Here is a 14,260-nt window from a genome sequence, read left to right as displayed (position 1 = left end):
TTTGGAGAGGATTGGCATGCACGCTGAAGGCCGCTCGGGTTCCAACATCAGGCGCACCGCCGCTCGCATCGCCGCCGCATTCGCCCTGCTCGCGCTCTCCACACCGCCAGCCGTTGCCCGTGACCCGCAGGCCGCGGACGCGACCTTCACCAATCCGATCCTGCAATCAGGCCCCGACCCCTGGGTGATCGCGCATGACGGCATCTATTATTACACCCACACGCTCGGGAACCGCATCGCGCTGTGGCGCACCGCCGACATCACGAACCTCGCTGATGCCGAGCATCGCGTGGTGTGGACGCCCCCTGCCTCCGGGCCCAATGCCCATTCGATCTGGGCGCCCGAGCTGCACCGCATCGACGGCAAATGGTATCTCTACTATTCAGCGACCGCCGCGGGCTTCAAGGACGATGCCCATCGCGCGATCTTCGTGCTGGAGAATGACATGGCCAACCCGCTCGAAGGCGAATGGGTTGACCGCGGCCGGGTCAACACCGCACGCGCCGGGATTGACGGCACCGTCTTCGAGCGGGACGGCACATGGTATTTCGCCTACTCCCCCTATATCGGCAAGGTCAGCGGCCTCGCCATCGCCCGCATGGCGAACCCGTGGACCCTGACTGGCCCCGAGCGCGTGATCGCCCGGCCCGACAAGCCGTGGGAAGACCGCGGCGGCCGCAAGATTCTCGAAGGCCCCCAATTCCTCGAGAGCGCAACCGGCCGCCTCTTCATGAGCTATTCGGCGGGCGCCTGCTGGTCGGACGATTACGCGCTCGGCCTGCTCGCGGCGAAACGCGGGGGCGACCTGCTCGATCCGGCGACCTGGACCAAGCATCCGCAGCCCGTGCTGCGCAGCGGCAACGGCGTCTTCGCGACCGGCCATAACGGCTTCTTCACCTCGCCCGACCGGCGCGAGCAGTGGATCGTCTATCACGCCAACCCGCGTGCCGGCATGGGCTGCACCGCCAGGCGCGCGCCGCACATGCAGCGGATCGAGTGGACCGCCGCGGGCGAGCCGCGCATCGGGCCGCCGGCGCCGATGACGCAACGACTGCGCAAGCCCTCCGGAACCCGCCCGTGAACCCTGACGTCATGCTGGAGACGGCGACGATCCGCCGCATTTTCTGGCGGCTGATGCCGTTCCTCTGCCTGCTCTACATGGTCGCCTATATCGACCGGCAGAACGTCTCTTTCGCCAAGCTGCAAATGGTCGGCGACCTCGGCATGAGCGAGGCGGCCTATGGGCTCGGCGCCGGGCTGTTCTTCATCGGCTATTGCCTGTTCGAAATACCGAGCAACCTGATCCTCGCGCGCGTCGGCGTGCGGCTGTGGTTCGCGCGCATCATCGGCGCCTGGGGCCTGGTGACGATCGCGCTCGGCTTCGCCTGGTCGCTGGAGAGCTTCTACGTCCTGCGCTTCCTGCTCGGCGTGGCCGAGGCCGGGTTCTTTCCCGGCGTGCTCTATGCGCTGACCCTGTGGTTCCCGCAGCGGCACCGCGCCCGGGCGATCGGCATCTTCCTGATCGCCAGCGCGTTCGCCAACGCGGTCGGCGCGGCGATCGGCGGGCTGCTGCTCGAGCTCGACGGGCTTGGCGGCCTGCGCGGCTGGCAATGGGTGTTCATCGTCACCGGCATCCCCGCGGTCGCCCTCGTTCCCGCCGTGCTGCGCTGGCTGCCCGACGGGCCGGCGGCCGCGCGCTGGCTCCCCGATGCCGGGAAGCAATGGCTGGCGCGCGAGCTCGCCAGCGAGCAGCGGCCCGACCTGCACGCCAATCCGCTGCGCGCACTGCGCGATCCGCGCGTGCTCGCGCTCTGCGCCGCATTCGCCGGGTTCCCGCTGGCCGCTTACGGGTTGAGCTACTGGCTGCCTACGATCGTGCGCGGCTTCGGGGTGAGCAACGGCGCGAACGGGCTGCTCAACGTCATTCCGTGGATCTGCGTCGCCGCTGCCTTGTGGTGGCTGCCGCGCCGGGCCGCAGGGAAACCGGGACAACGCTGGTATATTGCGATCCCCGCGCTCGTGGCCGCCGCCGCCCTGGTCGCGGCCACGCTGTTGCCCGGGGCGCCGCTCAAGTTCGCCGCCCTGTGCATCGCCGCGGCGGCGATCTTCGCCGGGCAGCCGATCTTCTGGACGCTTCCGTCGCGGGTATTGACCGGCGCCGGGGCGGCGGCCGGCTTCGCGGCGATCAACTCGGTCGGCAATCTCGGCGGCTTCGTCGCCCAGACGATCGTGCCGCGGATCGGCGAGGCCACCGGCAGCGCGCTCGCACCGATGCTGTTCCTCGCGCTGTGCATCACCGCATCGGCGCTCGGCGTGCTGGCGATCGACCGCCTGCTGCCCCGCACCGATGCCGCGTAGCCGGCTGCGCTCTATTCCTTCAGGCCGTCGATCGGTCCTTCGGTGCGGTGCGGCGTGTGCTTGTGCGGCCGGTCATCCTTCTGCGACTCGCGCCAGCCCGCCAGCTTGAGGCGCAGCTCGCTGATCACCGAACGATATTTGGGATCGGCGGCGAGGTTACGCGTCTCGCCGGGATCGGACTCGAGGTCATAGAGCTCTTCGGCCGGCCGGTGATAATATTGGTCGACGATCTTGCGCGCCTTCGGGTCGGTCTGCGCCGCGCGCCGCCACGCCGGGAAATAGCCGCCCGCATCCTTGCGCGGCTGCAGGTCGATATGCGTGGTGAAGACATATTCGGGGTGGAGGTTCGCGATATATTTCCACTTCGCCGTGCGCACGCTGCGCATCGGATAGACGTTCATCTTCAGGTCGCTGTTGTGCGTCGTGTAGATTTCAGAACGCCCCTTGAACGATGCCGCATCGGGTCCGAACGCGCCCGCGAACGAGCGCCCGTCAATCTCCATCGGCGCCTCGCCGCCGCCGACCTCGACCAGCGTGGGCAGGATGTCCACCCAGCTCACCATCGTACCGGTCTTCGTGCCCGGCCGCACCTTGCCCGCCCAGCGCACCACCATCGGCACGCGCGTGCCGGTGTCGTAGAGGTTCCACTTGCCGAACGGCCATTGCGCGCCGTGATCCGCGGAGAACAGCACGAAGCTGTTCTTGCCGAGCTTGCGGTCGACCAGGTCGAGCGTCTCGCCCAGTTCCTTGTCCATCCGTGAGACCGCCGCATAGTAACGCGTGCGCGCGTCGCGGGTGATCGGCAGGTCGACCGACTTGGCCGGGAGGGTCACCTTGTCGGGCGCATAGCCTTCGCTGGTCTCGGGCCACGGGACGTGCGGCCAGTTGCTGCCGACGAAGATCGCCAGCGGCCGCTTGTCGGTGCGACCCTTCAGCCATTTGAGTGCCGAGGTCACCGCGTCGGGATCGTGGAACGTGTCGTGCTCGAACCGGTCGAAGCCGTACATGCCGGTGGTCTGGTAGTGCGCGACCTTGCCGAACGCGACGACCTGATAGCCGAGCGAGCGCAGATATGCGGGCAGCTTGGGCACGCCCGTGGTCGGAATCTCGTGATTGCCCTCGGCGCCGTTGCGCGAGGGCATGTAGCCGGTGAGCAGCGCCGCGCGGCTCGGCGCGCAGCTCGGCGATGCGACGAAGGCGCGATCGAAGCTCAGCCCCTCTGCCGCCAGCTTGTCGAGATTGGGCGTGCGGACATTGCGGTCGCCCGCCGCGCCGAAATCCTGATAGCCCATGTCGTCGGCTAGAAAGACGACGATGTTCGGCCGCGCCTGGGCCTCGGCCTGCTGCGCCGAGGCGACCGACAGCGCCCCCGCTGAGGCGGCAGCGATCACCGCCGCCCTGAATACCCGCTTCATCGTCATCTCGCCTTCCCCGCTCGCTAGCAGCCGGTGCTCGTCAGAACTTGATCCGCGCGCCGACCGTATAGACCGTCTCGTCCCCCTGCAGCCCCAGCACCACTCGCTCGTCACCCCAATAGGTCGAGGTCTTGTTGCGCAGGATGTTGGTGCCGCCGATATCGATGCGCAGCGCCTCGGTCACGTCATAGCCGATACTGAAGTCCAGACGCCCGGCGGGCCGGACATAGGACAGGAATACCGGCACATAGGCTTCGTTCACCCGATCCGGATCGAACGGCCGCAGTGCCACGCCGCCAGTATTGTCGGCGTTGAGATATTTGGAGCGATAGGTCCAGATCAGGCGGCCGCTGAGACCGCCTTTGTCATAGAGCAGACCGGCCGTGTAATTGTATTTCGATACGCCCACCAGCGGAGTGCCGGCCAGCGTATCGTCGCCCCCAATCTCCGAATCCGCGAGGGTGAACGCGCCCTGGACGCCGAACCCGGACAGCGCGCCCGGCAGGAAATCGAAGAAATATTGCGCGCTGGCCTCGATTCCCTTGAGAGTCACCGAGCCGACGTTGCGCGGGGTGGAGATCAGATAGTCGAGCCCGTCGATCGTCTCCTGGGCGTTGGAAGTGACGACGCGATCCTTGATCGAGCGGTAGTAGCCGGTCACCGCGATATAGCCGCTGCCGAAATAATATTCTGCGGTCAGGTCGATGCTGTCGGACTTTTGCGGCCGCAGATCGGGGTTCCCGCGCGTGCCGGTGTTGAGCAGGAACACGTTGCCCACCAGCGTCAGCGACTCCGCCGGGTTGAGCGACGCGAAATCGGGCCGCCGCATCGAGCGTGAATAGGTGAGACGCGTCTGGAAGCCGCCCGGGATCTTGAGCCGCGCGGTCGCGGCGGGCAGGAAGTCGGTATCCGAAGTCTCGGCCGCCACCGGGCTTATGGTGCCGCCGGTCCGCTGGAAGCCCGCGATCGAGCGCTCGGTCTTGACGACCCGCGCGCCGACCACGCCGTCGAGCGTGAGCGATCCCAGCGGAATCTCGTAGCTGCCCTCGACATAGGCGGCATAGGTCGTCTCGTCGGCGTTGAATTCCTTGGTCGGGTCGTAATCGGGCTGCCGCAGCGGAAGGTTGAACAGCGCGCGCAGCTCGTTGCGGCCCTGCTCCGACCGCAGATATTCGGGATTGACGCCGAGGAACGGCACGCCGCCGTTGAGTCGCGGTGCCACCCCGATCACGCCGAGAAAGTCGGGCGACAGCGGCAGGCTCGAGATCAGCCGCGCATTGGCCTCGGTGGGGGTGCCGATATTGCCGAACCCGATCGACTGCACCGTGTTGGTCTGCCGCACTTCCTGGAAGCGCGCCTCGCGCTTGGCGTAGCGCAGGCCAGCCTTCACCTTGGGCAGGATGCCACCGACCTCATACTCGCCGTCGAGCCGTGCCTGGAACAGCTCGCCCTGCCCCAGCGTGAAATTCTGGTTGATCGAGTTGCGCAGCGACAGGTTGGTCGCGCGCAGCGGAATCGACGGATCGACCGTGAAGGACGGGCCATTGTCGTCGTCCAGCACGACGAAGATCGTCGGGATGCGCTGGCCGACTTCGGCGTTGAAATTCTCGTTGAAGGAGCGCGAGGTCTGGTAGGCGACGTCGAGCACCAGCTTGGCCCGATCCTGCTCGAAGTTGAGGCCGCCGGCGATCATCTTGTTGCGCTGGGTGATCTGCTCGGACGAGGAGTTCTGGTTGATCACGACATTGTCGAAGCGCGCGCTTTTGAGCTCGCACACGCGCTGAACGGTGAAAGGCTGGAGTGAGACCGTGCCGTCGGCATTGTTGATCAGCTGGGGATTGGTGCCGCCCGCATTGACCCGTGCATCGAAGCAATAGTCGCTGGCCGTGATCTCCGAGATCCGCGAATTGTTGGTGAAGGGCTGCGGATTGAACCCGGCAAAACCGGTGGTGCTGCGGAAATAGGTGTAGAGGCCGTCGGCATAGACCTGAAGCGACGGCGTCGCCTGCCATTGCACCGCCGCGTTGACCTGCGCGCGATCGATCTCGCCGACATCGGGCATGTTGCGCAGCACCTGCGGCACGAGCAGCCCGGGCGCGTTGAGCGGCGCGCCACCGCCATAGCGGCGCTCGCTCAGGTTGGTGACGCTGCGGATGTTCTTGGCATGCGAATAGGTCGCGTTGACCAGTGCGCCGATCTCGCCGATCGGGCTATCCGTCTTGCCTGCGGCGAGCACGCCGAACTGCGGATTGCTCGTATCGCCGATGGTCGCGTAGTTCTGGCGCGCCGTCAGCACCAGCGTCGGCTTGCGAAAGTTGAAGGGACGGTTGAGGCGCAGGTCGAGCGCGCCGGCGACGCCGCCCTCGATCTGGTCTGCGGTCTGCGACTTGAAGGCATCGATTCGCGCCAGCGCTTCGGCCGGCACGTCCTGGAGGTCGAAGCCGCGCCCCGTCGTGGTGATGACCTCCCGCCCGTTCACCGTGGTCAGGATGTCCGTGAGGCCGCGAATGCGCACGCTCGTCAATTCGTTGTTGCGGTCGTTCTGCACCTGGATGCCGGGCACGCGCTGCAGCGCGGCGGCCACGGTGGGATCGGGCAGCTTGCCGATATCGGTGGCGACGATCGAGTCGACCACCTGCACGGCATTGCGCTTCACCTCGGCGGCGCGCTCGAGCGACTGGCGCACGCCGGTGATAACGATCGCCTCGCCATCCCCCTCGGCGGGCTGAGCCTGCGTTGATGCGGCATTGTCTTGAGCAGCCGCATCCTGCGCGGTTGCGGGCGTAGCGGTGACGAGCGCGGCAAGCGATGCCGTCAGCAGAAATTCCAGTCGCATGTGTTCCTCCCCCTTTGATCCGAACGAATCCGGGGCCGTTTGCGCGGCACCTCTCTGGGTTCGTTTGGGCTATCAAAGGTGTAATAAGAGATCAATCATATAAATCGAATAAAGCTGTGCTCTTGCCGCTTGGCTGAAGCTTGGACTCGACCCGACCTCACCGCCCTGCGGCCCGCCCGACATCCATTGTTTCAGCGGGATTAAGCGACAAAGGTTTCCACTCCCACTGTTTAGATATGATTTAAATTCGGCGTCTCGTAAAAGGATAAATCAGATAATTTACTTCCAACTTCGCACTGAGTCCGTTAGGCTGCCGTTCGGGGCGCTCGCTCGAAGGCGCCCGATGCCCAGGGAAGCGAAGCAATGCGATCTCGCGAAACTTGCCCGCCGCCACATCCCGGCGCGCTCCCCGGCAGCCCAAGCTCAACTCTGGATCAGGACAATCCCGCATGAAGAATCTGCTGCTGCTCGCAGGCGCCGCCGCCCTGGCCGTCTGCGCCGCCCTCCCCGCTGATGCGCGGGAGATGTGGTCGAAGGAACAGGCGAATGGCTGGTACGCCAAGCAGCCCTGGATGGTCGGCGCCAACTACAACAACCGCAGCGCAATCAACCAGTTCGAGATGTGGCAGGCCGACACCTTCAACCCCAAGGAGATCGACGAGGAACTCGGCTGGGCCTCGGCGATGGGCATGAACGTGATGCGCGTCTACCTCCACAACCTGCTGTGGGAGGAGGATGCCGCCGGCCTCAAGCAGCGGATGGAGACGTTCCTGCAGATCGCGGACAAGCACAAGATCCGCATCATGTTCGTGCTGTTCGACAGCTGCTGGGATCCCGATCCGGTGTCGGGGCGTCAGCGCCCGCCGATTCCGGGCGTCCACAATTCGGGCTGGATGCAGGCGCCGGGCGCCGCGCGCCTCGCCGACAAGAGCCAGTACAACAAGCTCGAAGCCTATGTGAAGGACGTGGTCGGCCACTTCGCCAACGACAAGCGCATCGTCGTGTGGGACGTGTGGAACGAGCCCAACAACCAGGGCGGCGGCGGCGGCGCCTACAAGGCGACGCCGAACAAGGTCGCGCTGGTCGCTAGCCTGCTCGGCCCGGTGTTCGAATGGGCGCGCAGCGCCGACCCATCCCAGCCGCTGACCAGCGGCCTGTGGATCGGCAATCATTGGGATCAGGCGGACAAGCTCGACGCGGTCGAGAAGATCCAGGTCGCACAGTCCGACGTGATGAGCTTCCACGACTATAACTGGCCGGAGAAGTTCGAGGAGCGGGCCAAGCAGATGCTGGGCTATGGCCGCCCGGTGCTCGCCACCGAATATATGGCGCGCGGCAACGGCTCGACTTTCGACGGCTCGCTCCCGCTCGGCAAGAAATACAAGATCGCGATGATCAACTGGGGCTTCGTCGACGGCAAGTCGCAGACCCGTCTGCCGTGGGACAGCTGGAAGAAGCCCTACACGATGGACGAGCCGACGATCTGGTTCCACGAAGTGCTGCGCGCCAACGGCAAGCCCTATCGCCAGGCCGAAGTCGACCTGATCAAGAAGCTCACCACCGAAGCCAACGGCCCGCGCCGCTGACCGCTTGCCGCCGCGGCCCGCATCCCGGGTCGCGGCGGCCAATCATCCCGACAGGACGCCCATGCGCGACACCGCCCGATCGACGATCGCCCCGCACTGTACCGTATCGCGCCGCCAGCTGGCGCACGGCGACCGGCACCGAACCGAAGCTGCGGAAGCCGCACGCTTGCAGCGCCAATTCGAGCACATCTGCGCACGCGAATTGCGCGGCGACACCGACTGAGCGCCGGCCGGCGCCCGGTTCAGAACTCGAACGCTTCGGTCGTCCGCCGATCCGCCACCAGGAACGCGTCCGCGACGAGCTGGATCGGCCGCAAGTCGACATCGCTGCGGCCGTCACGCACCAGCTTGGCAAAGCCGGCATAGAGGCGCGGATACTCCTCGTTCGGCCCGCTGATCGGTTCCCGGCCGGGCAGTTCGAGCTTGCACCCACCGTCGGTCAGACGAAGCAGCCCGCCATCGGTCTCCACCTCGATATGCCAGGTCTGCAGACCGGTCTGGAGGAAGTCGAACTGCGCATCGACCTCGGCGTCCCCGCTGCGGAACCTGATCGCCGACGCGATCGGACAGGCGCGATTGGCCGGCACGTCCATCGTCGCGCTCAGCACCGTCAGCGGCTGCGGCAGGATGCGCGTCGCGATCGACAGCGCGTTGATCCCCGGATCGAACACGCCGAAACCGCCGGGCGCCAGGATCCAGTCCTGCCCCGGATGCCATTGGCGGATATTCTCCATCCAGCGGATGCGCACCGCCCCGATTCGCTTGTCCGCCAGCCAGTCGCGCGCGGCATCCACCTCGGCCGCTTCGCGCGAATGCCAGGTCGCGAACAACGTCACGCCCTGTTCCCGCGCCAGAGCGGCGAGCGCTTCCGCTTCCGACACGGTTGCCGTGGGCGGCTTCTCGAGCATCAGGTGCTTGCCGGCGCGGATCGCGGTGACCGCCTGCTCGAAACGTCCCTCGGGTGGCGTGCACAGCGATACCGCCGTAATCTCCGGTTCGCCCGCCAGCATCTCGGCGATCGACGAATAGCCGCGCACGCCATCGACGCGGCCATGCCGACTCGCCGTAGCGGCAAGCTCGAAATCCGGCAACGCGGCTAGCGCCGGCAGATGCTGATCGCGCGCGATCTTTCCGATTCCGACGAGCCCAATCCTGATCCTGTCCACACGCTACCTCTTTTATACGATATATATGCTTCCTATCCTCGTTGAACCACGATATCAACGCGCTTGGTAGCGGCAAGCGCCGACGGCTCGAATGGTCGGCCGGAAGCGAAGAGGTGACGACGTTGGGGCACGGCAAGAACGAACCGCGTAATTTGCGCTCGCGCGCATGGTTCGACAATCCGGACAATCCGGACATGACAGCGCTGTATGTCGAGCGTTACCTGAATTACGGCATCAGCCTGGAAGAGTTGCAGTCCAATCGCCCGATCATCGGCATCGCGCAGACCGGCAGCGATCTCGTGCCGTGCAACCGCCACCATCTCGAACTGGCCAAGCGCGTGCGCGAGGGCATTCGCGAGGCGGGCGGCATCGCGATCGAATTTCCGGTGCATCCCATCCAGGAGACCGGCAAGCGCCCCACCGCAGGGCTCGACCGCAACCTCTCCTATTTGAGCCTGGTCGAATCGATCTACGGCTACCCGATGGACGGCGTTGTGCTGACGATCGGCTGCGACAAGACGACGCCGGCCTGTCTGATGGCCGCCGCCACGGTGAACATCCCGGCGATCGCGCTGTCGGTCGGCCCAATGCTCAATGGCTGGTTCAAGGGGGAGCGCACTGGATCCGGCACGATCGTTTGGAAGGCGCGCGAGATGCTCGCGGCGGGCGAGATCGACTATAAGGGCTTCGTCGAGCTGGTGGCGTCCTCCGCCCCCTCGACTGGCTGGTGCAACACGATGGGCACCGCGACGACGATGAATTCGCTGTGCGAAGCGCTCGGCATGTCGCTGCCCGGCTCGGCCGCGATCCCCGCGCCCTATCGCGACCGGCAGGAAAACGCCTATCGCACCGGCCTGCAGATCGTCGAGATGGTCAATGCCGATCGCAAGCCGTCGGACATCATGACGCGGGAAGCCTTCCTCAACGCGATCCGCGTCAATTCGGCGATCGGCGGATCGACCAACGCGCCGATCCATCTCAATGCGATCGCCCGCCATATCGGCGTCGAGCTGACCCTGGAGGATTGGGAGTCGCACGGCGCCGAGGTGCCGCTGATCGTCAACCTCCAGCCCGCCGGCAGTTATCTTGGCGAGGATTTCTACCGCGCCGGCGGCGTGCCCGCGGTGATGGGCCAACTCTACCGCGCCGGCCTCATCGACGGCGACGCGCCGAGCGCCAATGGGCGGACCCTGGCCGAGAATATTGGCGCCGCCGACACGCTCGACGCCGACGTGATCCGTCCACTCGCCGATCCGCTGAAGCCCGCCGCCGGCCTCACCGTACTGTCGGGCAACCTGTTCGATCATGCGGTGATGAAGCTCAGCGTGATCTCGCCCGAATTCCGCGCGCGCTATCTCTCCAATCCGGACGATCCGGAGGCGTTCGAGGGCACCGCGATCGTGTTCGACGGGCCGGAGGATTATCATGCGCGGATCGACGATCCCGCGCTCGGCGCGGACGACCGCTCGATCCTGATCATGCGCGGTGCCGGGCCGATCGGCTATCCGGGCGGCGCGGAGGTGGTGAACATGCGTCCGCCCGCGACCCTGATCCGCGCCGGCGTCAACGCCCTGCCCTGCCTTGGCGACGGGCGCCAGTCGGGGACGAGCGGCAGCCCGTCGATCCTCAACGCCGCGCCCGAGGCGGCGGTCGGCGGCGGCCTCGCGCTGGTGCGGACCGGCGACCGCATCCGCATCGATCTCGGCAAGCGCACCGCCGACATGCTCGTCGATATGGAGGAACTCGATCGCCGCCGCGCCGCGCTCGCCGACACGCCGGACTATGTGCCGCCGTCGCAGACGCCGTGGCAGGAAATCCATCGCAACGTCACCGGCCAGTTCGAGGGCGGCGCGGTGATCGAGCTCGCGGTCAAATATCAGCGGATCGCGCAGACCCGCGGCCTGCCGCGCGACAGCCATTGATGACGGACGCGCATCATCGATCCCGGCTGCCGCGGCCGGGCGCTGGAAAGGTATCGCGGATAACAGGAGAGATGTTCGACATGGCACGCAAAAGCGCACTTCTTCTCGCCGCCGCGGCGACGGCTTGCCTCGCGGCGGGCAGCGCCGAGGCCGCGACGGCCAAGCGCGGCACCTTCGGCAAGCTGGCCGATGGGCGCGACGTCGCTTCGGTCACGCTCACCAACGGACGCGGCGTCTCGGTGACGCTGATCGCCTATGGTGCTACGATCCAGTCGGTGGTGCTGCCCGACCGCAACGGCAAGAAGGCCGATGTCGCGCTCGGCTATGACAATATCGGTCTCTACGAGACGAAGCCGCAATATTTCGGCGGGATCGTCGGCCGGTTCGGCAACCGCCTTGCCGAAGGCCGCTTCAAGATCGACGGCAAGACCTATCAGACTCCCGTCAACAACGGGAAGAATGCCCTGCACGGCGGAACCCAGGGTTTCGACAAGGTGCTGTGGGATGTCGTCTCGGTGAAGAGCGGCCCGACCGCGTCGGTGACCTTCCGTTATGTCAGCCGCGACGGCGAGATGGGCTATCCCGGCACGCTGACCGTCGACGCGATCCACTCGCTCGACGAGAAGAACCAGCTGACGATCGAATATGTCGCGACCACCGACAAGTCGACCGTCGTCAACCTGACCAACCACGCCTATTGGAATCTGTCGGGCGAGGGCGCGTCGAACGGTGCGATGGGGCATCTGCTGACCATCCCCGCCCAGACCTATCTGCCTACCGATGACGGCGCGATCCCGACCGGCGAGTTCCGTTCGGTGGCGGGTACCGTGTTCGACTTCCGCACGCCCCGCGCGGTCGGCGATCGCGTGCGCGACGCGCGCGACCAGCAGATCGTGTTCGGCCGCGGTTACGATCACAACTGGGTGGTCGGCCGCAAGGTGATCCCCGGCCAGCAGCTGATGGCGAAGGTCCATGACCCGGCGTCCGGCCGGGGGTTCGAGCTTTGGTCGAACCAGCCGGGCATCCAGTTCTATTCGGGCAATTTCTTCGACGCGACCAGCTACGGCAAGTCGAGGAAAATCTACCGGATGGGCGACGCTATCGTGCTCGAGCCGCAGAATTTCCCCGACGCTCCCAACCAGAAGGGCTTCCCGAGCGCGCGGCTGGATCCGGGCCAGACCTATCGCAACGTCATGACCTATCGTTTCAGCTCGGGCGCCACGCCCGGCCGCAAGCGCTGATCCGGTCATGACGGTCAAGCGGACCGTCTTCGCACTCACCGCCGCCGCGCTGCTCGCCGGCGCGGCGGCGGCGCCCGAGCAGGCGCGGTCGTTCGCCGGTGCCGATCCCGATATCGAGGCGGCCGGCGGGCGCTACTGGATCTATCCGACCAACAGCGGCGATGGGGGTGCAACACGTCTCTACGCCTGGACCAGCGATGATCTGAAAAGCTGGCAGCGCGGCCCCGAATTGCTGCGCCTCGACGCGATCCGCTGGATCGGCGACGATGGCGCGCCAAGCCATTCGCTGTGGGCGCCCGACATGGTCGCGGCCAATGGGCGCCACTATCTCTTCTATTCGGTCGGGCCGCAGAACCCGACGCCGAGCCGGATCGGCGTCGCCGTCTGCGCGGGGCCAGGCGGTCCCTGCGTCGACAGCGGCGAGCCGCTCGTGACCGGGGGCGACGGCTTCGAGGCGATCGACCCGGCCGTGTTCATCGATCGCCGCAGCGGCAAACGCTATCTCTATGCCGGCGGCAGCGCGGGCGCGACGCTGCGGCTATGGCTGCTCAAGCCGGACATGGTGACGATCGACCGCGAGATCCCGGTCAAGACGCCGCCGCAGTTCACTGAAGGCGCTTTCATGCATGAGCGCGACGGCGTTTATTATCTGTCCTACTCGCACGGCTCCTGGCGCCACGCATCCTATTCGGTCCATTATGCGACCGCCCCCTCGCCCACCGGCCCCTGGCGCTACCACGGCGCGATCCTGACGAGCGACGCGCGCTTCAAGGGACCCGGGCATCACGCGTTCCTGCACGATGCCAACGGCCGCTGGTACATCGCCTATCATCGCTGGGAGGGGCAGAGCGGCAACGGGCCCTATCGCGGGCAGCGCAGGACCGTCGTGCAGCCGATCACCTACGGGCGCGACCACAGGATCGCGCCGGTCACGATGGGCTGAAGCGGGTCAGCCCGGCAGCGCCTTGCCCTCGGCCTTGTCGATCAGTTCGAGCACGTCGCCGATCAGATCGCGCATCGCGATCCGCGCCCTGTCCGGATCACGCGCTACGATCGCGTCGCGCACCGCGGCGTGGTCCGTCACGCTTGCGGTGCGGCCCTTGATCCGGTTGGTGAAGCGGATCGACGTGCGCAGCGCGGTGGTCACGACATCGCGGAACTGCGCATAGAACGGATTGCCCGATCCGCGCAGGATCGCGACGTGAAAGGCGATATCGGCCTCGAGCGTATCGTCGAGCCCACGCTCGGCCGCCTTCATGCGTTCCAGGCCCTCGCTGATTCGTTGCACGTCGTTCTCGTCCGCGAACCGCGCGGCAAGCGCCGCCGCCTCGGGCTCGATCGCGACGCGCAACTGGTTGAACTGCTTCAGCAGCTCGACCGAGAATTGCCGTTCGAGCAGCCAGCGCAGCACGTCGGTGTCGAAGAGATTCCATGACGTGGTCGGCTGCACCACCGTGCCCTGGCGCGGACGCGCGCTGAGCAGGCCCTTGGCGGTGAGCATCTTGACCGCCTCGCGCGTGACCGAACGGCTGACGCCATGCTGCTTGGCCAGTTCCGCCTCGGTCGGGAACGCCTCCTGCTCGAACCGCCCGGTGACGATCGCGCGGCCGAGATTGTCGAGCAGACCATAGGTCAGGTTGCGGCCGAGTTCGGGCCGCTCCTCGCCACGCGTCAGCGATGATAGCTCCGTAGCCAAAAGAACCCGCCTTCCCCGTCGTCGTCCGCGATTGGACGAT

Annotated in this window: 11 protein-coding genes; 7 read left to right on the top strand and 4 right to left on the bottom strand. The window is 66.4% G+C overall.

Features of this window, described 5'->3' with window-relative positions:
- The first annotated feature begins 16 nt into the window (after window positions 1-16).
- A complete protein-coding gene (locus OK349_RS19225; RefSeq protein WP_265119531.1) occupies window positions 17-1,081 on the top strand; it encodes a glycoside hydrolase family 43 protein in 1,065 nt (354 codons plus the stop codon).
- Window positions 1,078-2,358: an MFS transporter gene (locus tag OK349_RS19220; protein ID WP_265119530.1), complete on the top strand. Its 1,281-nt coding sequence runs from the start codon at window positions 1,078-1,080 to the stop codon at window positions 2,356-2,358. Before OK349_RS19225 ends, OK349_RS19220 begins: the two co-directional genes overlap by 4 nt.
- An 11-nt stretch (window positions 2,359-2,369) precedes the next feature.
- Here the strand turns inward: OK349_RS19220 and OK349_RS19215 are convergent, their stop codons facing one another.
- Together OK349_RS19215 and OK349_RS19210 are read right to left on the bottom strand one after the other, a co-directional pair.
- On the bottom strand, window positions 2,370-3,773 hold the full coding sequence (locus OK349_RS19215) for a sulfatase-like hydrolase/transferase (RefSeq protein WP_265119529.1): 1,404 nt from the start codon (window positions 3,771-3,773) through the stop codon (window positions 2,370-2,372).
- A gap of 40 nt (window positions 3,774-3,813) precedes the next feature.
- Window positions 3,814-6,609, bottom strand: a complete 2,796-nt coding sequence (locus OK349_RS19210) for a TonB-dependent receptor (protein WP_265119528.1) — start codon at window positions 6,607-6,609, stop codon at window positions 3,814-3,816.
- A gap of 449 nt (window positions 6,610-7,058) precedes the next feature.
- Between OK349_RS19210 and OK349_RS19205 the strand changes: the two genes are divergently transcribed.
- Window positions 7,059-8,195, top strand: coding sequence for an endo-1,4-beta-xylanase (locus tag OK349_RS19205; RefSeq protein ID WP_265119527.1), 1,137 nt, complete (start codon window positions 7,059-7,061; stop codon window positions 8,193-8,195).
- A 61-nt stretch (window positions 8,196-8,256) separates the two neighbouring features.
- Entirely contained in the window at window positions 8,257-8,418 is a 162-nt protein-coding gene (locus tag OK349_RS19200) for a hypothetical protein (RefSeq protein WP_265119526.1), read from the top strand.
- Between the two features lie 19 nt (window positions 8,419-8,437).
- On the opposite strand, the gene OK349_RS19195 is transcribed toward OK349_RS19200, so the two are convergent.
- Complete coding sequence (locus tag OK349_RS19195) at window positions 8,438-9,361, bottom strand: Gfo/Idh/MocA family protein (protein WP_265119525.1); 924 nt, start codon at window positions 9,359-9,361, stop codon at window positions 8,438-8,440.
- 194 nt (window positions 9,362-9,555) lie between these two features.
- Between OK349_RS19195 and OK349_RS19190 the strand changes: the two genes are divergently transcribed.
- The 3 genes from OK349_RS19190 (at window position 9,556) to OK349_RS19180 (ending at window position 13,467) form a co-directional block, all read left to right on the top strand.
- Window positions 9,556-11,283: an IlvD/Edd family dehydratase gene (locus tag OK349_RS19190; RefSeq protein WP_372340591.1), complete on the top strand. Its 1,728-nt coding sequence runs from the start codon at window positions 9,556-9,558 to the stop codon at window positions 11,281-11,283.
- A gap of 80 nt (window positions 11,284-11,363) precedes the next feature.
- Window positions 11,364-12,524: an aldose epimerase family protein gene (locus OK349_RS19185; RefSeq protein ID WP_265119524.1), complete on the top strand. Its 1,161-nt coding sequence runs from the start codon at window positions 11,364-11,366 to the stop codon at window positions 12,522-12,524.
- Window positions 12,525-12,531: 7 nt separating this feature from the next.
- Window positions 12,532-13,467 (top strand): family 43 glycosylhydrolase, encoded by a 936-nt coding sequence (locus OK349_RS19180; protein ID WP_265119523.1) that lies wholly within the window; start codon window positions 12,532-12,534, stop codon window positions 13,465-13,467.
- A gap of 6 nt (window positions 13,468-13,473) precedes the next feature.
- Here OK349_RS19180 and OK349_RS19175 read toward each other — a convergent pair whose 3' ends face one another.
- The gene (locus OK349_RS19175) at window positions 13,474-14,220 is read right to left on the bottom strand and encodes a FadR/GntR family transcriptional regulator (RefSeq protein ID WP_265119522.1); all 747 of its coding nucleotides are present in this window, start codon (window positions 14,218-14,220) and stop codon (window positions 13,474-13,476) included.
- Between the last annotated feature and the right edge of the window lie 40 nt (window positions 14,221-14,260).

The sequence above is a fragment of the Sphingomonas sp. BT-65 genome, assembly GCF_026107375.2.
GTDB lineage: Bacteria > Pseudomonadota > Alphaproteobacteria > Sphingomonadales > Sphingomonadaceae > Sphingomonas.
This window is presented reverse-complemented; position numbering and strand designations above follow the sequence as displayed.